Origin of the sequence: Stenotrophomonas aracearum (assembly GCF_031834615.1) — a bacterium.
Lineage (GTDB): Bacteria > Pseudomonadota > Gammaproteobacteria > Xanthomonadales > Xanthomonadaceae > Stenotrophomonas > Stenotrophomonas aracearum.
Window position 1 is genome coordinate 1,031,950 of sequence record NZ_CP115543.1, and the last position, 20,031, is coordinate 1,051,980.

21 protein-coding genes and 1 tRNA gene are annotated in these 20,031 nt (G+C 67.2%); 20 read left to right on the forward strand and 2 right to left on the reverse strand.

Annotated elements, in window-relative coordinates; genetic code table 11:
• Positions 1-20 precede the first annotated feature (20 nt).
• The 14 genes from PDM28_RS04825 to PDM28_RS04890 all read left to right on the forward strand — a co-directional run bounded on the left by PDM28_RS04825 (position 21) and on the right by PDM28_RS04890 (position 12,037).
• The gene (locus tag PDM28_RS04825) at positions 21-803 is read left to right on the forward strand and encodes a BUD32 family EKC/KEOPS complex subunit (RefSeq protein WP_102944184.1); all 783 of its coding nucleotides are present in this window, start codon (positions 21-23) and stop codon (positions 801-803) included.
• 82 nt (positions 804-885) lie between these two features.
• The gene (gene fabD, locus PDM28_RS04830; protein ID WP_102944271.1) at positions 886-1,830 is read left to right on the forward strand and encodes an ACP S-malonyltransferase; all 945 of its coding nucleotides are present in this window, start codon (positions 886-888) and stop codon (positions 1,828-1,830) included.
• A 25-nt stretch (positions 1,831-1,855) separates the two neighbouring features.
• Positions 1,856-2,599, forward strand: a complete 744-nt coding sequence (fabG, locus tag PDM28_RS04835; protein ID WP_102944183.1) for a 3-oxoacyl-ACP reductase FabG — start codon at positions 1,856-1,858, stop codon at positions 2,597-2,599.
• A 153-nt stretch (positions 2,600-2,752) separates the two neighbouring features.
• Complete coding sequence (gene acpP / locus PDM28_RS04840; protein WP_311183989.1) at positions 2,753-2,992, forward strand: acyl carrier protein; 240 nt, start codon at positions 2,753-2,755, stop codon at positions 2,990-2,992.
• Between the two features lie 103 nt (positions 2,993-3,095).
• The gene (gene fabF, locus PDM28_RS04845) at positions 3,096-4,358 is read left to right on the forward strand and encodes a beta-ketoacyl-ACP synthase II (protein WP_070207937.1); all 1,263 of its coding nucleotides are present in this window, start codon (positions 3,096-3,098) and stop codon (positions 4,356-4,358) included.
• A gap of 101 nt (positions 4,359-4,459) precedes the next feature.
• Positions 4,460-5,815, forward strand: coding sequence for an aminodeoxychorismate synthase component I (locus PDM28_RS04850; protein ID WP_102944181.1), 1,356 nt, complete (start codon positions 4,460-4,462; stop codon positions 5,813-5,815).
• Positions 5,816-5,942: 127 nt separating this feature from the next.
• Positions 5,943-7,007: an endolytic transglycosylase MltG gene (gene mltG / locus PDM28_RS04855; RefSeq protein ID WP_311183990.1), complete on the forward strand. Its 1,065-nt coding sequence runs from the start codon at positions 5,943-5,945 to the stop codon at positions 7,005-7,007.
• Positions 7,004-7,672, forward strand: coding sequence for a dTMP kinase (tmk, locus tag PDM28_RS04860; RefSeq protein WP_311183991.1), 669 nt, complete (start codon positions 7,004-7,006; stop codon positions 7,670-7,672). Before mltG ends, tmk begins: the two co-directional genes overlap by 4 nt.
• Positions 7,665-8,621 (forward strand): DNA polymerase III subunit delta', encoded by a 957-nt coding sequence (locus PDM28_RS04865; protein WP_102944178.1) that lies wholly within the window; start codon positions 7,665-7,667, stop codon positions 8,619-8,621. The genes tmk and PDM28_RS04865 overlap by 8 nt, the downstream gene beginning before the upstream one ends.
• Positions 8,618-8,971: a PilZ domain-containing protein gene (locus PDM28_RS04870; RefSeq protein WP_070208345.1), complete on the forward strand. Its 354-nt coding sequence runs from the start codon at positions 8,618-8,620 to the stop codon at positions 8,969-8,971. Before PDM28_RS04865 ends, PDM28_RS04870 begins: the two co-directional genes overlap by 4 nt.
• A 65-nt stretch (positions 8,972-9,036) precedes the next feature.
• Positions 9,037-9,111 (forward strand) — tRNA-Val (locus PDM28_RS04875).
• Between the two features lie 166 nt (positions 9,112-9,277).
• Positions 9,278-10,366 carry a DUF5694 domain-containing protein gene (locus PDM28_RS04880; RefSeq protein ID WP_311183992.1) on the forward strand — a complete coding sequence of 363 codons (1,089 nt, stop codon included), beginning with the start codon at positions 9,278-9,280 and terminating at the stop codon, positions 10,364-10,366.
• 138 nt (positions 10,367-10,504) lie between these two features.
• On the forward strand, positions 10,505-10,996 hold the full coding sequence (locus PDM28_RS04885) for a hypothetical protein (protein ID WP_311183993.1): 492 nt from the start codon (positions 10,505-10,507) through the stop codon (positions 10,994-10,996).
• A gap of 372 nt (positions 10,997-11,368) precedes the next feature.
• Positions 11,369-12,037 carry a hypothetical protein gene (locus tag PDM28_RS04890; RefSeq protein WP_311183994.1) on the forward strand — a complete coding sequence of 223 codons (669 nt, stop codon included), beginning with the start codon at positions 11,369-11,371 and terminating at the stop codon, positions 12,035-12,037.
• Positions 12,038-12,052: 15 nt separating this feature from the next.
• On the opposite strand, the gene PDM28_RS04895 is transcribed toward PDM28_RS04890, so the two are convergent.
• Both PDM28_RS04895 and PDM28_RS04900 read right to left on the reverse strand, forming a co-directional pair.
• Positions 12,053-13,267, reverse strand: coding sequence for an FG-GAP repeat domain-containing protein (locus PDM28_RS04895; RefSeq protein ID WP_311183995.1), 1,215 nt, complete (start codon positions 13,265-13,267; stop codon positions 12,053-12,055).
• 66 nt (positions 13,268-13,333) lie between these two features.
• On the reverse strand, positions 13,334-13,696 hold the full coding sequence (locus tag PDM28_RS04900) for an H-NS family nucleoid-associated regulatory protein (protein ID WP_102944174.1): 363 nt from the start codon (positions 13,694-13,696) through the stop codon (positions 13,334-13,336).
• A gap of 143 nt (positions 13,697-13,839) precedes the next feature.
• Between PDM28_RS04900 and PDM28_RS04905 the strand changes: the two genes are divergently transcribed.
• From PDM28_RS04905 to PDM28_RS04930, 6 genes are all read left to right on the forward strand, one after another.
• Positions 13,840-14,232, forward strand: coding sequence for a hypothetical protein (locus tag PDM28_RS04905; RefSeq protein ID WP_216362366.1), 393 nt, complete (start codon positions 13,840-13,842; stop codon positions 14,230-14,232).
• 81 nt (positions 14,233-14,313) lie between these two features.
• On the forward strand, positions 14,314-14,667 hold the full coding sequence (locus PDM28_RS04910) for a helix-turn-helix transcriptional regulator (protein WP_102944173.1): 354 nt from the start codon (positions 14,314-14,316) through the stop codon (positions 14,665-14,667).
• A 62-nt stretch (positions 14,668-14,729) separates the two neighbouring features.
• Positions 14,730-17,753, forward strand: a complete 3,024-nt coding sequence (locus PDM28_RS04915) for a sensor histidine kinase (RefSeq protein ID WP_311183996.1) — start codon at positions 14,730-14,732, stop codon at positions 17,751-17,753.
• A gap of 213 nt (positions 17,754-17,966) precedes the next feature.
• Positions 17,967-18,809 (forward strand): alpha/beta fold hydrolase, encoded by an 843-nt coding sequence (locus PDM28_RS04920; protein WP_253256613.1) that lies wholly within the window; start codon positions 17,967-17,969, stop codon positions 18,807-18,809.
• A 77-nt stretch (positions 18,810-18,886) separates the two neighbouring features.
• Positions 18,887-19,336: a nuclear transport factor 2 family protein gene (locus PDM28_RS04925; protein ID WP_311183997.1), complete on the forward strand. Its 450-nt coding sequence runs from the start codon at positions 18,887-18,889 to the stop codon at positions 19,334-19,336.
• A 27-nt stretch (positions 19,337-19,363) separates the two neighbouring features.
• On the forward strand, positions 19,364-20,029 hold the full coding sequence (locus tag PDM28_RS04930) for a DUF2306 domain-containing protein (RefSeq protein WP_311183998.1): 666 nt from the start codon (positions 19,364-19,366) through the stop codon (positions 20,027-20,029).
• Positions 20,030-20,031: the final 2 nt, after the last annotated feature.

Here is a 20,031-nt window from a genome sequence, read left to right on the forward strand (position 1 = left end):
GCATTTTGCGGAGTTGCATCATGGTCGAGCAGATCGTCATCCACGGCCAGCGTGCCTGGCTCAAGCAGTACGGCCAGGGCAGCCGCGCAGTTGCGCTTGCCCTGCTCAATTTCGTTGCCCATCGTTTCCAGCTCGACGCGCTGCGCCCGCCGCCGCACCGGGGCGGGGACGCCGCACGTGAAACCGAGGCGCGCCGCCTGGCCGAACTGCAGGCCCAGGGTGTGAACGTGCCTGCCGTACTGGGTGCCGGCCGCGCCTCGCTGGTGCTGGGCGACAATGGCAGCTCCTTCAATACCTGCCTGCGCCAGGCCGATGCGGCCGGCCGCGACGCCCTGGTCTCGGCGGCAATGCAGGCCATCGCCGCCGCCCATGCCAAGGGCGCGTATTTCGGCCAGCCGCTGCCGCGCAACCTGACCTGGGACGGCCAGCAGATCGGCTTCATCGATTTCGAGGAGGACCCGCTGGAAGTGATGGACCTGGCGCAGGCCCAGGCACGTGACTGGCTGATGTTCGGATATGGCGTGGCCAAGTATTACGAAGACCGCCCACAGCAGCTCCAGGCCCTGATGGCAGCGGCCATGGACGGGGAACAGGCGCCGGTGCTGGCCCATGCCCATGCGGTGTCCGGCCGCCTGCAGCGCCTGGCCCGCTACAGCATGAAGATGGGCCGTTCGGCGCGCGCATTGGCGCACGCCATCCTGATCGTGCACGGCGCCACCACGCTGGGCATGCTGATGCTGGTGGCGATCTGTTTCGACTTCTTCAGCGACGGCGACCTGGACATCCTGCAGCTGTTTGTCTGAGCCCTCAATACGCGCCAGTACAGACGAAGGGCGCTAAACCCCCTTATCATTCGCCGTTCGTTTTTTGCAGGCGGATTTCCGCGTGACCGATTCCAATCTCGCTTTCGTGTTCCCCGGGCAGGGCTCGCAGTCGCTGGGCATGCTGGCTGAACTGGCTGAACTGCACCCGCAGGTGCGTGAAGCCTTCACCGAAGCCTCTGATGGCGCCGGCGTGGACCTGTGGGCGCTCTCGCAGGGCGGCCCGGAAGAGATGCTCAACCGCACCGAATACACCCAGCCGGCCCTGCTGGCCGCCAGCATCGGCGTGTGGCGCGCATGGCAGGCCGTGCACGGCGCACAGCCGGTGGTGCTGGCCGGCCACAGCCTGGGCGAGTACACCGCGCTGGTCGCAGCCGGGGCCCTGTCCCTGCGCGACGGCGCCCACCTGGTGCGCCTGCGCGGCCAGCTGATGCAGGACGCCGCACCGACCGGCGTGGGCGCCATGGCGGCCGTGCTCGGCGCCGAGGACGCGCTGGTCAAGGAAGTCTGTGAACAGGCGTCCGGCAGCCAGGTGGTGGTTCCGGCCAACTACAACTCGCCCGGCCAGATCGTGATCGGTGGCGACGCCGAGGCGGTCGACCGCGCCCTGGCCCTGCTCGCCGAAAAGGGCGTGCGCAAGGCGGTCAAGCTGGCCGTGAGCGTGCCCTCGCACACCCCGCTGATGCGCGAAGCCGCCAACCGCCTGGCCGAAACCATGGCCGGCCTGGACTGGCGCGTGCCGGCCCTGCCGGTGGTGCAGAACGTCGACGCGCGCGTGCACGACGGAATCGATGCGATCCGCAGCGCCCTGGTCCAGCAGCTGTACCTGCCGGTGCAGTGGACCGGCTGCGTGGAAGCGCTGGCCGCCCGTGGCGTCACCCGCGTGGCCGAATGCGGCCCCGGCAAGGTGCTGACCGGCCTGATCAAGCGCATCGACAAGAGCCTGGATGCGCGCACCCTGTCCACGCCCGCCGACTTCGAGACCGCCCGCGAAACGTGGGCTGCCTGAAGCATTTCGTTCGAGGATATTGAGCATGAGCAAGCCCCTTCAGGGTGAAATCGCACTGGTCACCGGCGCCAGCCGTGGCATCGGTGCGGCGATCGCCGACGCACTGGCCGCGCAGGGCGCGACCGTCATCGGCACCGCCACCACCGACGCCGGCGCGGCTGCCATCGGCGAGCGCCTGGCGGCGGTGGGCGGCCACGGCCGCGCGCTGAACGTGACCGACCCGGCCGCGCTGGACGCCGTTCTGGACGGCATCGCCAAGGAATTCGGTGCGATCACCATCCTGGTCAACAATGCCGGCATCACCCGCGACAACCTGCTGCTGCGCATGAAGGACGAGGACTGGCAGGCCATCCTCGACACCAACCTGACCAGCGTCTACCGCACCTCCAAGGCGGTCATCCGCGGCATGATGAAGGCGCGCAAGGGCCGCATCATCAATATCGCCTCGGTGATCGGCGTGACCGGCAATGCCGGCCAGGCCAACTACGCCGCGGCCAAGGCGGGCATCATTGCCTTCTCCAAGTCGCTGGCCAAGGAAATCGGCTCGCGCGGGATCACCGTCAACGTGGTGGCCCCGGGCTTCATCGACACCGACATGACCAAGGCCCTGCCCGAAGAGCAGCGCACCGGCCTGGTCAAGTCGATCGCGCTGGAACGCCTCGGCGAACCGGCAGACATCGCCAACGCGGTGGCGTTCCTGGCCGGTCCCTCGGCCAGCTACATCACCGGCGAAACCCTCCATGTGAACGGCGGCATGTACATGCCGTAAGCATGTGGTGCAGGGACTGCGCCGCAAGTGGTTGATCCAAATGGAATTTTGCAGAAATGCAAGGCGCCTGCGGTTTCCACTACACTATCCAACGGCCATCGCCACAATGATGGCGTCACTTTTGAACCACTACTCCATCTGGAGCGATATCCAATGAGCACCATCGAAGAACGCGTCAAGAAAATCGTCGTCGAACAGCTTGGCGTCAAGGAAGAAGAAGTCACCCAGAATGCATCGTTCGTCGATGACCTGGGCGCCGACTCCCTGGACACCGTTGAACTGGTGATGGCGCTGGAAGAAGAATTCGAGTGCGAGATCCCGGACGAAGAAGCCGAAAAGATCAGCACCGTCCAGGCTGCGATCGACTACGTCAAGGCGCACGTCAAGGCGTGATGTCGGGCGGCTTGCGCGCGGTCGTGGTGCTTACCGCCACCGCGTGCAGTTATCCCATGGGGCCGCGCTTGCGGCCCTGTGTTTTTGTTCAGGAGAATCTGCAATGAAGCGTCGCGTCGTCGTTACCGGCATGGGCATGGTCTCGCCGTTGGGCAATGATATGGCCACCAGTTGGAAGGGCATCACCGAAGGCCGTTCCGGCATCGGTCCGCTGACCAACGTTTCGCAGTCCTACCTGGACCGTTTCACCACCAAGATTGCAGGTGAGGTCAGGGACTTCGACATCACCGCCGACAACGAACAGTTCGGCAAATTCCGGGTCAGCGGCAAGGATGCCAAGAAGATGGACCCGTTCATCCATTACGGCCTCGGTGCCGCCTTCATGGCCTTGAACGATTCGGGCCTGGAGATCACCGACGGCAACGCCGAGCGCGTTGGCGCCATCGTCGGCGCCGGCATCGGCGGCCTGCTCGGCATCGAAGAGCAGACCATCGAGTTCCACGAGGGCAAGAAGATCTCGCCCTTCTACGTGCCCAAGACCATCATCAACATGCTGCCGGGCCAGCTCAGCATCATCACCGGCCTGAAGGGTCCGTCGTTCTCGGCGGTGTCGGCCTGTGCCACCTCGAACCATTCCATCGGCACCGCGATGCGCATGATCCAGTACGGCGACGCGGACGTGATGGTGGTGGGCGGCGCCGAGCGCGGTTCCTCGCCGACCGCACTGGGCGGCTTCTGCGCGATGAAGGCCATGAGCACCCGCAACGATGCCCCGGCCGAAGCATCGCGCCCGTGGGACAAGGACCGCGACGGCTTCGTGCTCGGCGACGGTGCCGGCATCCTGATCCTGGAAGAGTACGAACACGCCAAGGCGCGCGGCGCGAAGATCTACTGCGAGCTCGCCGGTTTCGGCGCCAGCTCCGACGCGTACCACATGACCGCGCCGAGCGAGAACGGCGAAGGCGCCGCGCGCTGCATGACCATGGCCCTGAAGGACGCGGGCGTGAGCCCGGAGCAGGTCGGTTACCTCAACGCACACGGCACCTCCACCCCGCTGGGCGACCTGGGCGAGACGATGGCGATGAAGACCGCCTTCGGCGACCACGCCTACAAGATGATGGTCAGCTCCACCAAGTCGATGACCGGCCACCTGCTCGGCGCGGCCGGCGGCGTGGAGGCGATCTTCTCGGTGCTGGCGCTGCGCGACAACATCATTCCGCCGACCATCAACCTGCATGAGGCGGGCGAAGGCTGCGACCTGGACTACGTGCCCAACACCGCACGCGAGGCCAAGGTCGACGTGGTGATGTCCAACGGTTTTGGCTTCGGCGGCACCAACGGCACGCTGGTGTTCAAGCGCGTCTGAGCATGGCCGCGTAACCTGCTTCACCACCCGGGCCGCCTTCATGGGCGGCCTCGGTGCATCTGGGGCCGGGCCCCGCACTTCAACCTGCCGAATCCCTCGCCATGTTCCAGACCCGTCCACTGCCCGCCACCACCGACCTTCCCGCGTTGCAGCGCGTGGCCCCGCAGCGCTACCCGCTGCTGATGGAGTCCACCGCCAGCAACAGCGCGCAGGGCCGCTGGGACCTGCTGCTGATGGCCAGCGGCCCCTCGCTGGCGCTGCAGGCCGACGGCGTGGTGCGCGACCACCATGGCAACGCCCACGCCGGTACCTTCCTGGAGGTGCTGGACCGGCACTGGCAGGCCGCGCGCCTGCCGCGCGAGGAGACCGGTCTGCCGTTCCGTGGGGGCTGGGCGCTGATGCTCGACTACGAACTGGCCGGCCAGATTGAAACCGTACTGGCGCTGCACGCGCGCGCCGACGGCCTGCCTTCCGCACTCGCACTGCGCTGTCCTGCTGCGGTGCTGCACGACCGCGTGCTCGGCGAGTATCACGCCGTGTGCGAAACCGGCTGCGAGGCACTGCTGGACGTCCTGCAGGCCGACCTCGACGCCGCCGCCATGCAGGCCCCGCTGCCCGCGTGGCAGCCCCCCGTGCAGATGGACGAAGACGCACCCGCGCGGTTCACCGATGGCGTGGCGCGGGTCATCGACTACCTGCGTGCCGGCGACGTGTTCCAGGTCAACCTCTCACGCCGCTGGCTGGCCAAATTCGATGCCGACCTTTCGCCGCACGCCCTGTACGCCCAGTTGCGCGTGGCCAATCCTGCGCCGTTCGCCGGCCTGTTCATCGCGCAGGGCAGGGCCGTGGTCAGCTCCTCGCCGGAGCGGCTGGTGAGCGTGCACGGCGACGACGTGCAGACGCGCCCGATCGCCGGCACCCGCCCGCGGTTTGAAGGCGACGATGATGCCGAACGCATCCGCGAACTGGTCGGCCATCCCAAGGAGCGCGCCGAACACGTGATGCTGATCGACCTGGAACGCAACGACCTGGGCCGCATCTGCACCGCCGGCAGCGTGGAAGTGGACGAACTGATGAGCGTGGAAAGCTACGCCCATGTGCACCACATCGTGAGCAACGTGCGCGGCCGCCTGCGCGCGGGCGTGACCCCGGGCCAGGTGATTGCAGCGACGTTCCCGGGCGGCACCATCACCGGCTGCCCCAAGGTGCGCTGCATGCAGATCATCGCCGAGCTGGAACAGACCGCACGCGGCGCCTACACCGGCGCGTTCGGCTGGCTGAACCGCGACGGCGACCTGGACCTGAACATCCTGATCCGCACCGCCGAGGTGGCCGGCAGCACCGCTGCGTTCCGCACCGGCGCCGGCATCGTGGTCGATTCGGACCCGGTCAAAGAGCTGGACGAAACCCGCGCCAAGGCCCGCGGCCTGATGCGCGCGCTCGGCCGCCCGGACTGACCCGGGGTATGCTGTAAGACGGCACCGTGGTCGGCCGCGTAGAGACACGCCATGCGTGTCCCGCGCGAAAATGATTCACCCGATACAGCCACGCCCTGCGTGGCCGCACCACCCACACGAGGTATGCATGGCTGGCGTAAAACGAGGTTGTCTAACCGTCCTGGCGATACTGCTGCTGGGCGCAGCGCTCCTGGCCGCCGCCGGCGCATGGTTCTGGCATTCCCAACGTGGTTTCGCCGACGCCCCGATCACCCCGGCGCAGACCAGCGTCGTCATCGCCCCGGGCGATGGCCTCGCCACGGTCGTGCGCAAGCTGCGCGAGGCCGGCGTGGATGAAGGCAACGACACCCAGTGGCAGCTGCTCGCACGCCAGCTCGACGCCGCCGGCAAGCTCAAGGTGGGCGAGTACGCCCTCGATGCGAAGCTCACCCCGCGCGAACTGCTCACCCGCATGCGCCAGGGCCGCACCCTGCAGCACCGCGTCACCATCGTCGAAGGCTGGAACATCCGCCAGCTGCGCGCCGCGCTCAAGCGCGCCGAGCCGCTGATCCACACCACCGATGACCTCGACGATGCCGCGCTGATGAAGGCGCTTGGCTTCCCCGGCCAGCATCCGGAAGGTCGCTTCCTGCCGGAAACCTACGTCTACCAGCGCGGCGACAAGGACGTGGACGTGCTCAAGCGCGCCCACGCCGCGATGGAAAAGGAACTGGCTGCCGCCTGGGAAAGCCGCGCCGACGACCTGCCGTTGAATTCCCCGCACGAACTGCTGATCCTGGCCTCGATCATCGAAAAGGAAACCGCGCTGCCCAGCGAGCGTCCGCAGATCGCCGGCGTGTTCGCCCGCCGCTTGAAGATGGGCATGCGCCTGCAGACCGACCCCACCGTCATCTACGGCATCGGCAGCAGCTACGACGGCAACATCCGCAAGCGCGACCTCACCACCGACACGCCGTACAACACCTATACCCGCACCGGCCTTACCCCGACCCCGATCGCCATGCCCGGCCGCGACGCCCTGCAGGCCGCCGCACGCCCGGCCGCCGGCGACGCGCTGTACTTCGTAGCGGTGGGCGACGGCAGCGGCGCGCATGTGTTCTCGTCCAGCTACACCGACCACAACGCGGCGGTGGCGCGCTACCTGCAGCAGCTGCGCCAGCAGCGCGCCCAGCAGCAGGCCGCACCGCAATGAGCACCGCACTGCATCGCCACCCGCACTTCATCAGCCTCGAAGGCGGGGAAGGGGCGGGTAAGACCACCGCGCTGAACGCCATCGTGGATGCGCTGGCCGCACACGGTCACAACGTCCTGGTGACGCGCGAACCCGGAGGTACGCCGGTGGCCGAGCGCCTGCGCTCAATGGTGCTCACCCCCGACGCCGAGATCGCCGGCGAGACACTCAGCGCCGAAGCCGAACTGCTGCTGGTCTTCGCCGGCCGCGCCCAGCACGTGCGCAGCGTGATCCAGCCGGCCCTGGACGAGGGCCATTTCGTGCTCACCGACCGCTTCACCGATTCCAGCTACGCCTACCAGGGCGGCGGACGCGGGCTCGACCCGGCGTGGATTGCCGAGCTGGAGCGCCGCGCCGTGGGCCTGCTGCCCGGCCTGACCCTGCTGCTGGACGTGGACGTCGCGGTGGGCCGCGCCCGCGCCAGCGGCCGCGAAGAAGGCCCGGACCGGATCGAGCGCGAGCAGGACGATTTCTTCCAGCGCGTGCGCGCCGTGTTCCGCCAGCGTGCAGCGGCCGATCCCAACCGCTTCCGGCTCATCGATGCCAGCCAGGACCAGGCCGGCGTGGCCGCCCAGGTCGTGACGGCCATCAATAAGTTCCTCGGCAAGGAGGGTGGCAATGGCTGAGTTCTCCCCCTGGCAGCAGCGCGCCTATGACCAGACCATCGCCGCGCTCGACGCCGGCCGGCTCGGCCACGGCCTGCTGATCTGCGGCCCTGCCGGGCTGGGCAAGCGCGAGGTGGCGCTGCGCATGGCCACCCACGTGCTGACCCGTGGCGAGCCGGCCGCGGCCCAGCGCAGCGCCCAGCTGATCGCCGCCGGCACCCACCCGGACCTGCAGCTGGTCTCGTTCATCCCGAACAAGTCCGGCGACAAGCTGCGCACCGAGATCGTGATCGAACAGGTGCGCGAGATCTCGCAGAAGCTCGCGCTCACCCCGCAGTACGGCATCGCCCAGGTGGTGGTGGTGGACCCGGCCGACGCGATCAACCGCGCCGCCTGCAACGCCCTGCTCAAGACCCTGGAAGAGCCGCAGCCCGGCCGCTACCTGTGGCTGATCAGCAGCGACCCGGCGCGCCTGCCAGCCACCGTGCGCAGCCGTTGCCAGCGCCTGGAGTTCAAGCTGCCGCCGCGCGAGGAAAGCCTGGCCTGGCTGCAGGCCCAGGGCCACAGTGAGGCCAGCGCCCGCGAAGCGCTGGACGCCGCCCGTGGCCACCCCGGGCTGGCCGATGACTGGTTGCGCAATGACGGGCTGGCCCTGCGCCGGCAGGTCGCCAGCGACCTGGAAGCGCTGGTGGCCGGGCGCTCCGGCGCGGTAGAGCTGGCCCAGCGCTGGACCGCCGACGACCATGCGGCGCTGCGGCTGCGCCATGCTGCCGATCTCGCATTGGCCCAGGCCACCGGCGGTGGCTTGACCGATCCGGAACGATTGCACAAGCTGGGCGCCTGGTTCGACGCCGCCAACCGTACCCGCGATCTGTTGCGCACCACCGTGCGCGCCGACCTGGCGGTGGTGGAATTGTTGTTGGCCTGGAACAAGGTCAACGAGCGGCACGCAAAGGGGAATAGAGCATGAGCGCCACCAACGCCCGCCAGGGCATCCTGTCGCTGGCCGTCAAGGACAAAGCGGCGCTGTACAGCGCCTACATGCCGTTCGTGAAGAACGGCGGCATCTTCGTGCCCACGCCCAAGCGTTACTTCCTGGGCGACGAGGTGTTCCTGCTGCTGACCCTGCCGGACTCCAGCGAGCGCCTGCCGGTGGCCGGCAAGGTGGTCTGGGTGACCCCCGCAGGCGCGCAGGGCAACCGCGCGGCGGGCATCGGCGTGCAGCTGGCCGACGGCCAGGAAGGGGAGAACGTGCGCAACAAGATCGAGACCGCGCTGGCCGGCACCCTGAACTCGGACAAGCCCACGCACACGATGTGAAGAAATTCACCGAAACCCGTTGACGTGAAAAAATGCTGCCCTATAATGAGCAGCTCAGCAGCATTGGGCGGTTAGCTCAGCGGTAGAGCATCGCCTTCACACGGCGAGGGTCGCAGGTTCGAAACCTGCACCGCCCACCACGATTCAAACAAGAAAGCCTCCGGAAACGGGGGCTTTTTTGCGTCTGGGCGGTGCGTGATGCAGGAAGCGCGCAGAAGGTTGCAATGACCAACGGGAGTTCTGTGCAGGCGCCACGCAGTACAGTATTCAGCTCAGACAAGGCACTGACTTTCGAAGGGAGGCACCGTGTTCGGACGCATCGGCAGTGTGTTGGTTCTTGGGCTTTGCAGCACCATCGCGCTGGCCGCAACGCCGGCATACACACCCAGCTTCCATCCAGACCAGTTGAAGGACCCGCCGGTGGGTCGTCCCAACCAGGTGCTTGTATTGGGCTCGCCCCATCTGTCCGCGCTGCCCAAGTCGTTCGCGCCCGATCAATTGGAGCCGCTGTTGTCGCGGCTGGAAGCCTGGAAGCCTGAAGTGATTGGAGTTGAGGCCGTCTCTGGCCTGCAGTGCGACTTCATGCGCCGAAATCCCGCTCGCTATGCCGAAAGCGTCACGAGCTACTGCGTGGACACGGGTCCGGCGCAGGCGGCTACGGGGCTGGACGTCCCGGCGGCGAACGCTGAGGCCGAGCGGCTGCTGGCATCGTGGCCGACTTCGCCGAGCGCGGCGGATCGGCGACGGCTGGCCGCGGTATGGCTGGCGGCGGGGGAGCGCAACTCCGCAGTGGTGCAGTGGTTGCGCCTGCCCACGGGCGAACGGACTCCAGCCGATGGTTTGACTCCGGAACTCGTGGCGTACCTGGACAAGCGCCTGCAGGGGCGTGACGAATCCGTCCTGGTCGCCGCAACGCTGGCAGCGCGACTGGGGCTGGAGCGGGTCTGGGCGGTAGACGATCACACCGCCGACTCACCCACGCCCAAGGCGCTCGAGAAGGCCTCGGGCGAGGCGATCATGAAGGCGTGGGACAACCCCTACACCAAGGCGCGTGCCGAGGCAGACGCGGTGCTCGAGGCCAACCTTGGAAAGCCCGGCGCCATGCTGGCCCTGTACCGCAACTACAACGCCCCGGAAGCTGCGCTGCAGGCCTTCCACAGCGACTTCGGCGCTGCGCTGATGGAACCGTCTCCGCAACAATTCGGACGCGGCTACGTGGGCTACTGGGAAACCCGCAACCTGCGCATGGTGGCCAACATCCGCGATGTGCTGGGCCAGGCGCCCGGCAAGCGCCTGCTGGCCATTGTCGGCGCCTCGCACAAGGGCTATTACGAGGCCTATCTCAACCAGATGCACGATGTGCAGTTGGTGGACGCGGGAGACGTCCTCCGTTGAAGTCGGAGGCCAACTGCGACAAGCCATTAGGTGGGGCCAATCAAACCTTCTGAAATCGAAGAAAGAAACGATTTCCCCTTATTCCTTGCATGCTGCAGTGTGTCTCTCGAGATCTGGCAACGACGATGTGAGAGTTCCATGTGCAGCATTTCAGGACCGGAAGACACCTATAGGAAGCTGGTCCAGCAGACAGAAGGAAACTGGTTGCGCGGTCTCATAGCGTTTGCACTACTGGAAGAGCAGAAAATCGAATGGATGCGACACATGGAGTCCACATCTGGCGCACTGCCAACAGGTGACCAGGTAAGACGCTGGTACCAGCATCAACCTGAGTCCGCGTTGCGTCGCGTGCAGGGCGCGGCAGAAGTGGTCCTGAACGAGTACAGCGACGCTCTGACTGAGTCGATTGAGAAAGGCTATCGAAAAGAAGTTATCGATAGGGTTGTCATTTCGACGATCCGGTCCAGCAAGAAGTTCTGGCCGACGTTCATCGCCAACATCGCCGCTGGGTGTGTGGCCGCGTTGTTGTTTTCTTCATTGCTGGTACTTTTGACGATAATCGTATTTCGCGATCCGTCCCCCATAGCGATGATCAAGCAGGTTCAGGAGACCTACGATGGCAAGCAATAGAATCGCGGAGCTTGTAGCAGCGGCTGCGGCCGAACTGCTCAACGACCCAACCAGAAGCAAAGCGGCGATGACGGCCGCAGGGCTGGACATTACGCAGCGACGCACGATCACGGAGGACACGCCTGTGGTCCGGGCGGCGATTTTCCGGATTCTTCGGGATCCAGCACGGAGCAAAGCGGCCATGACAAAGGCCGGACTCACCTTGACGGGTCGTCCCAGGCGCTGAGCCGTTGTCGCTGATGCGCCACAGCCTTTGCGGGACTGCCACGGAGCAGGAAGGCGAAGCGCTGCACGAGGAGGTATTGGCCTGGCTGATCGGAGGCACAGACGCAGCGGGTTGACAGGGCCCGTACGAGTTGGGAGATTCGCGCCATGGACCTGATCCGCCTGCTGCGCTCCCTTGAAGAGTTCCTGTACGAACTGGTCGGCTGGCTGGTGTTCTATCCGCGCACGTTCCTGCGGATCATCGTCCGCCCTGCGCGGATGGCGCTCTACACGCAGGAAGAGCTGCGCAAGCCGCTCGAAGCGCGTTTCCAGGCCACCATCAGTCCCGTGCTGATGCTGATCCTGACGGTTGCCCTGGCCCACGCGATGGAGCTGGCCTCGCGCGCGGCGGTGCCCACGCTGCAGTCGCCGGTAGGGCGCATCCTGTTCGGCAGCGAGGAAGGCATCATGCTGACCCGCTCAGCGATTTTCTGTGTTTACGCGCTGGGCGCCGCGCTGGGAACCTTGAGACAGCAGAAGATCCCGGTGACCCGCGAAACCCTGCGTGAGCCGTTCTCCATCCAGGCCTTCCTGGCCTGCCCGTTCGTGCTGGCACTGGCGCTGGGCGAGCTATTGCTGCGCTGGCCGGGCGACGCGTGGGTGGGGCCGGGCGTGGCAGTCCAGGCGGTAGGCATCCTCTGGTATCTTTGGGCGCGCGCGGCAGCTTATCGCGCGTTGAACACGGCGAGCTGGGCGAAGGCGTTCGGGTTGGTACTGGCCTCGTTCGTGGTCACCACGGTGGTGGTGCTGGCGGTGGCGATGATGGTGCTGGTCTAACCGGCTGACGCGGTCTCACTCACCGCTCAACAACAGCCGCGCCTGCGACTGCCATCCACCGATGAACAGGTCCGGTTTGCCGTCGCCGTCCAGGTCTCCGCGTGCCATGCTCCAGCTGCGGCCTACGGTCTCCGAAGGAATCACGGCCGACGTGACATCGGCAAAATTTCCCTTTCCGTCGTTCTGCCAGGCGCGGACCTGCAGCGGCTTGAAGCCCGGCACCTCGATGGCGCTCACCACCAGATCGGGGTGACCGTCCTGGTTGAAATCGACGACGGTGCCGCCCCAGCTGGAGAACCGGTGCTTCGGTAGGCGCGCGGCGGTTTCATCCTTGAAGCGGGCGTTGCCCTGGTTGATCAACAGCCGGGTCTGTGGGTCTTTGTCCCAGTCGCGGTTGTTGCTGGTCAGGTTGAAGAACACCAGGTCCAGCCGTCCGTCGCCGTTGGCATCCAGCGCGTGGACTTCGCGGGTCTCGGTCGGAATCTGCCGGCCAAGCCGGTCGGTGGCGTCGCTGAAACGGCCCTTGCCGTCGTTCAGCAGCAGGCGGTTGACCGGATCCTGGCTGGCGATGGCCATGTCCAGGTCGCCGTCGCCGTCCAGATCGGCCAGCACGATTCCCTGCGCCTGCACGTCGATGCGCGGCAGGTGCGTGCGAGTGGCATCGATGAAATGGCCAGGACGTGCCGGGTCGTTCAACCACAGGAATGGCTGTGCGACGCCGGTTTTCCCTTCGGTGGTGTTGCCGATGACGATATCGGGAAGGCCATCGCCATTCACGTCGCCGACCGCCACGCCGTTGGCCTGGCTGGTAGCGGGCAGGCGCTCGCTCACGCGTCTGAAGCCACCCTTGCCGTCACCGAAGTACAGCTGGTGCTGTTCGGTGTCCTCGGCGATGAACAGCACATCGGCGTGGCCGTCGCGATCAAAATCCGCGACGCGCACATGTTCATGGTCGCCGGTAATCGAGCCGAACACGTCGGGCGAATGGCGGAGCTTGCCGGTGCCGTCGTTGAGATACAGCCGGTTCGCGCCATTCTCCACTGCGACTGCCACGTCCAGGTCGCCGTCACCGTCCGCATCCAGCATCGCACCGTCCAGCGCGTGCAGCGCTGCGTCGGTGGGTACGTGGGTCGCGGTGACGTCGGTGAACGTCGTGCGGGTGGCTTCAAGCGGTGCAGCGCCGGCGGTGCGCGCCACGCTGCAGAGCGTGGCCAGGATGAGCAGGGGCATCGATGGGGACATTCGGTAACCGCTCCGTATCGGACGATCAGGTGCGCGCTGGCGCCATCGGCTGCATCAGCCCGGGAATGCCGGGAAGCGCTCGTCGGGGTGGTGCTTCTTCCATTCGGTGTGGGCCACGGTGCCTTCCCAGGCCAGGAACGACTGCGGAACGCGGCCGCGGCCCGACCACGTCTCCTGGCTGTGCGGCAGCCAGTAACGCGGCGCCCGCTCCTGCTTTGGCGCTTTGGGCGTCCTTGCGGCCCTGGGTGCCGGGGGCGCGCCCTCGCGGCCTACCAGTGCCTGGATCCTGCGCTGCTGCTCGGGGCTGAAATCCGCGTAGCTGGTGCTGAGCAGCACGGTGACGCGCTCATACGCCTCCTTGGTGGCGGCCCGCAGCAAGGCGTGCGGGGACGGGGAGGCGGATGGCGTGCGGGGCATGGGATTCCTGGAAGGGGAACAGACCGGGGCACGATAGCAAATGCAGGTGTGATCCATCTGCACGGATACCTCTTTCGGGTCATGCGCGTCAGCCGGAACAGGTCCCCAATGACGGCGGCCTGATCGAACGCTGGAGGCGACCGGTGCAGCTGCTCTACGCGACGTTCCCTGACCGCATGCCCGGGGTGGGCCTGCTCCTGCTGCGCCTGATGGTGTCGTCGATGCTGGTCTGGCCTTGGGGCCTGCGCGTCTCGCTGCCGCACGGCGATGTGCTCGGCTGGGCCTGGATGGCGGCGCTGCTGATCGTGCTGGGCAGCCTGCTTCCGCTGGGGATCCTGGCGGCGGTGTTCGTCGCCTGCCTCGATCCCGGGCTGCAGGGCTGGCCGGCCGGCGGACTGCTGGCGAGCCTGTTGCTGCTGGGCCCCGGCGCTTACTCGGTAGATGCAATCCTGTTTGGTCGGCGGGTGGTGGAGTTGCCCCCGTCGCAGCGCCGTCGCCGCAGCCGGCCAGAACGGGGCGATCACCCGAAAGAGTAGGCAGGCACCCCGCCGATCGGGGCTGTGGCCGCACGCGGTGCAGCGGCAGCATACAAGGCAACTTCGGCGAGGGTTCCCCCCGTGCACACCAACCCTGCGGCACGCGCGGTCGAGCGCGGCGTGGACTACATCGAAGCCAATCTCTGCGAGCCATTGCAGCTCAGCGCGATTGCCGAAGCCGCCTGCATGAGCCGCTTCCACTTCGCGCGCATGTTCCGCGAGCAGACCGGGCTGAGCCCCATGGAATACCTGCGCATGCGCCGGATCGAGCGTGCCCGGCAGTTGCTGCACGCCGACGGCCAGCGCATCGGGCAGATTGCCAGCGAGCTGGGCTTCTACGACCAGAGCCATTTCGTCCGCTGGTTCCGGCGCAGCCTGGGATGCACGCCATCGGCATACCTGCAGGACGCCCGCGCCGACCGCCCCTGCCAGTAGGCGTTTTTGTATGATGGTGCATGCGTTGGCGCAGCGCCGCGCGCGCGGGCAGGGGGGCGATGATGACGTACATACTTCGAAGCCTTCTCTGTGCCTTTCTACTGCTCATTGCCGGTAGTTCGGGCGCGCTGGACCCGGCGCGCGCGGTGGGGCAGTTCCACCACACCGCATGGACCGTCAACCAGGGCGCGCCGGGCCAGGTCACTGCACTGGCGCAGACGGCAGACGGGTATCTCTGGCTGGGTACCGAGATCGGTCTGTACCGGTTCGACGGCGTGCGCTTCACGCGTTTCGCGCCCACCGGCACCGAGGCGTTTCCCGCCACCAGTGTCTCCACCCTGTATGCGCCCCCCGGCGGCGGACTGTGGGTGGGCTTCCGCTATGGCGGCGTCAGCCTGATCGAGGGTGGCCACGTGCGTCATTACGGGCAGGCCGAAGGGTTGCCGACCAGCACCGTGTACCGCTTCGCCGAAGACGGCAGCGGTCGCTTGTGGGCGGCTACGTTCACCGGTCCGGTCATGCTGCACGCACGCCGCTGGCAGCGCCCACCCGCAGCGATGGCCTATCCAGGGCGCCAGGGACGCACCCTGTTCACCGACCGCGACGGCACGCTGTGGGTCGCCACCGAAAACGGCATGGTGGTGCTGCGCCGTGGCGCTGCCACGTTCGAGCGCGTGCCTGCCGTGGTCGGGCGGGTCAGTCAGATCGCGCAGGCGCCGGACGGCGCGATCTGGGTCGCCGAAGCTGACGGTGGCGTGCGCGCGTTGGCGGCGCCGGGCACTGCATCGCCCAACGCCCAACCGGACGCACCGGCTGCATCGGCCGGCCTGCTGTTCGACCGCGACGGTGTGCTCTGGGCCACCACGCTCGGCACCGGGCTGGTACGTCGTTCACCGGCCCGTGCAGCCGAGGGATTTGAATCCTTCCGCCGTAGGGACGGACTCAGCTCCGACTACCTGCAGCCACTGCTTGAAGACCGTGAAGGCAACCTTTGGGTGGGCAGCAGCCGTGGCCTGGACCGCTTCCGCCATGCCAACCTGGTGCAGGTTCCGATGCCGGAAGGCGCGCAGGATTTCGCCATCGCAGCCGACGGCGATGCGCTGCTGGTGGGGACGCGCAACCACGCCCTGCAAAAGGTGCAGATGGATTCGCGGCAGTCCCTGCCGTTGCGCTCGGCGATCACCGCGATGCACCGCGACGCTGAAGGCGGCACCTGGCTGGGCGGCCCTGAGGGTCTGTGGCGCCTGCATGGCGGACACTTCGAAGAAGTGTCCGGCCTGCCGGTGGCGCTGCGCTCGGGGGTGCAGGCGATTGCGACCACGCCCGACGGTGCGGTCTGGCTGTCGTTGAACACGCCGGGGCTGCACCGGTTGTACCAAGGCCGCTGGACGCATCTGCAGGACATTGCCGACCTGCCGTCGAACGGTTCGCCGCTGGCGATGCAGGTCGACGCCGGCGGGCGCCTGTGGTTGGGTTTCGCGCGCAACATCGCAGTGGTCCTGGAGCACGGCAAGGCAGTCACGCCCTGGACCGGGGAGCCGCTGGACGTGGGCAATGTCACTGCGCTGTTCGAAGACGCGCACGGCATGTGGATCGGCGGGGAGCGCGGCCTTGCGCGGGTGAGCGGGGGCCGACTGCGGAACGTGTTGGTGGATGTGCGCGAGGACCTGCGTGGGATCAGTGGCATCGTGGCCGACGCGGAGGGCGATGTGTGGTTCAACGGTGCGCGCGGCGTGGTGCGGGTGCGTGCCGGCGACGTCCCCGGCCTGTTTGGCGGGCACGGCAGCCCGCGTTACGAACGCTTCAACGCGCTCGACGCGCTGCCGGGCATTGCCGCCCAGTTCCGACCCCTGCCGACCGCGGCCCGTACCGACGACGGACGCTTGTGGTTTGCCACCACCAGCGGCCTGGTTTCCATAGACCCACGGCAGATCGTGCGGAATCCGGTGGCGCCGCCGGTCGAAGTGCTTTCAGTCACCGTGGACGGTGCGGCGGTTCCCATCCGCGACGGCCAGGTGCAGCTGCCGGCCGGCCCGCGTAACCTGCGCATCCGCTACACGGCGTTGAGCCTGTCCATTCCCGAGCGCGTGCGCTTCCGCTACCAGCTGGACGGGCTCGATTCGCAATGGATGGAAGGCGCAGCGCGTTCGGCGCTGTACAACGCGCCGGGATCCGGACGCTACGTGTTCCGTGTCCGGGCCAGCAACAACGACGGCGTGTGGAACGAGCAGGGCGCCGAGCTGGTGGTGACGGTAGCGCCGCACTACTGGGAAACCGGCTGGTTCCGGGTGCTCTGCGTGGTGGCTGCAGCCGCTCTGCTGTGGCTGCTGTACCTGGCCAGGTTGCGCCAGCTCGCAGCGCGCATCCGCACGCGCCTGGATGAGCGGCACCGCGAACGCGAGCGCATCGCACGTGAACTGCACGACACCCTGCTGCAGAGCACGCAGGGCCTGATCCTGCGGCTGCATGCGTCCAGCCGCAAGCTGGCGCCGACCGATCCGGTCCGGCAGGAACTGGAAGCGGCGATGACCATGGCCGAGCGGGTCGGTGCCGACGGACGCGAGCGCGTGCGCGGCCTGCGTGGCGACGTGGACCACGCACGCGACCTGGGCGCTGCGCTGATGGCGGTACTGGACGAGTCGCATGGACTGGATACCCCGGTGGTGCGCCTGGTGGTGGAAGGCACGCCACGGCCGATGCAGCGCTGCGCCAGCGAGGAGGCGTACATGATCGGCCGCGAGGCGATGCTCAATGCGTTCCGGCATGCGAAGGCGGGCACCGTGCAGGTGTCGCTGGGGTATGGGCGGCACGCCTTCCGGCTGCGCGTGGATGACGACGGCATCGGGTTCAGCCAGGAGGCGGGCACTGCCGAAGGGCATTGGGGCCTGGCGGGCATGCAGGAGCGTGCCGCACGCGCCGGGGGCACCGTGGCGATTCGCTCCGGTCGGCCGGGGTGCGGTACCGGCATCGACCTGCAGATTCCTGCGGCATTCGCCTGGGAATCGCCGTACCGACCGGGCTTTGCCGGGTTGCGCGACCGCGTGCGCACCGCGTTGAAACGCCTCCGGCCCGCGGCGCGGGGATAAAGCGCAACGTCGTACAAGCCTGGCGGTCGGCAGGTCTGGTTCCATGTGCGCTGCCATCCCTGAGAAGGACGCACCATGCCCCCACGCCAGCAGGACACGCTGACGCTCACCCGCCGCCAGGTGCTCCAGGTGGGCGCCTCGGCGCTCGCCGTGATGGCGCTCCCGGCGTTTGCAGCAGCACGCACCTCGTCCCCCACACCGGAAACCACGCACATGTCCGAAAACTTCGTCACCACCAAAGACGGCGTCCGCATCTTCTTCAAGGACTGGGGCCCGCGCGACGCGCAGCCCATCGTCTTCCACCACGGCTGGCCGCTGTCCTCCGATGACTGGGACGCGCAGATGCTGTTCTTCGTCCAGCACGGCTACCGCGTGATCGCGCATGACCGTCGCGGCCACGGCCGTTCGGAACAGGTCAGCGACGGCCACGACATGGACCATTACGCCGCAGATGCCTCGGCCGTGGCCGAGCACCTGGACCTGCGCAACGCCGTGCACATCGGCCATTCCACCGGCGGCGGTGAAGTCGCGCGCTATGTCGCGAAGTTCGGCCAGCCGCAGGGCCGCGTCGCCAAGGCCGTGCTGGTCAGCGCCGTACCGCCGCTGATGCTGAAGACCGCGTCCAACCCGGGCGGCCTGCCGATGGAAGTCTTCGACGGCATCCGTGCCGGCGTGGCCGCCAATCGCGCGCAGCTGTTCGTGGACTTCCCGACCGGCCCGTTCTACGGCTTCAACCGCCCCGGTGCCACCATTTACCCGGGCGTGATCCAGAACTGGTGGCGCCAGGGCATGATGGGCAGCGCCAAGGCCCACTACGAAGGCATCAAGGCGTTCTCGGAAACCGACCAGACCGACGACCTCAAGGCGATCACCGTGCCCACCCTGGTCCTGCATGGCGACGACGACCAGGTGGTGCCGATCGCCGACTCGGCCGAGCTCTCGGTGAAGCTGCTCAAGAACGGCACGCTCAAGGTCTACAAGGGCTACCCGCACGGCATGCTGACCACGCATGCGGACGTGATCAATCCGGACCTGCTGGCCTTCATCAAGGGCTGATGCACCCCAGGCACGCGGGGCTTCGGTCCCGCGTGCCATGCTATAAGCCCTCCATCAGACAGCTGATTGGAGTGGTCATGCCCGCACTTGCCCTGCTGATTGCCACCGCCGCCGCCGCAACTACGGGGCCTTCGATGCCCGATGCCGAGACCATCGCCGCAATTGAAGCGACCTGTTTCGACTATGTGGATGGTCAACTGGAAGGCGACCCGGCGCGGGTTGCCCGATCGCTGCACCCTGACCTTGCAAAGCGCATGGTGCTGGGGGAGACGCCGGACGAACGGCTTGGCCTGCGCCGCATGAGCAGGGAAGAGCTGGTGGGGCTGACCCGGCAGGGCGCCCTGAAAACGCCCAAGGACCAGTGGGATCGCAGCTGCCGCGTGCTGGACGTCACCGACAACGCCGCTTCGGTCCGCTTGGAGACGCCCTGGTTCGTTGACTATTTCCATATGGGCCGCTTCGGCGAACGGTGGATCATCGTAAACGCCCTGTGGTATTCCAAGCCCAAACCTCCTGCTGCGCCGTAACCCCACCCACGGACAGGAGTGTCTGCAGTGGATGCAATCCGATCGAAGATGGGCAGCGCGCTCCGGACCACGGCCACGGTCTTGCTCTGGTCGGTGCTCCTGTTGTTTGCCGCTGAATTCCTGCTGGCCGTGCATGGCAAGTACCACGCACTGGATGGCCCGGCCTACGCGCGTTTTGTGGATCGGCATGGCTGGCTGTGGCTGCACCTTGGCGGCGGCGCGGTCACCCTTGTGTTGGGTGCGTTTCAACTCGTTTCACGCTGGTGGCGCGGACGGCGCGTGCTGCATCGCCGCCTGGGACAGGTTTACTTCGTTGGGATGCTCGCCGCCAGTGCGGCCGCTGTTGGCCTGATCGCCACTACACCGGCCCCACTCTCGATCCGGATTGGTTTCGCGGCCACTGCATTGGCCTGGTTGGTCACTGGCCTTCTCGCACTGCGGGCCATCCACGCCGGCCGCGTGCTGCAGCACCGTGCATGGATGGTGCGGAACTATGCTGTCACGCTCGCACCGGTCCTGTTCCGGCTGTTGCTGCCGCTGGCCATCGCCTCGGGCTTGCAGCCTGATGGCGCCCTCATCTCGGGACTGCTCTGGGCGAGCTGGATGGTTCCGCTGGCTGTTGTTCAAGTGGGTCTGCGAATCACCAGGTCACCTGCCAGGCCAGCAGGGACGCCATCGCCTGCCACGCGTTGAGT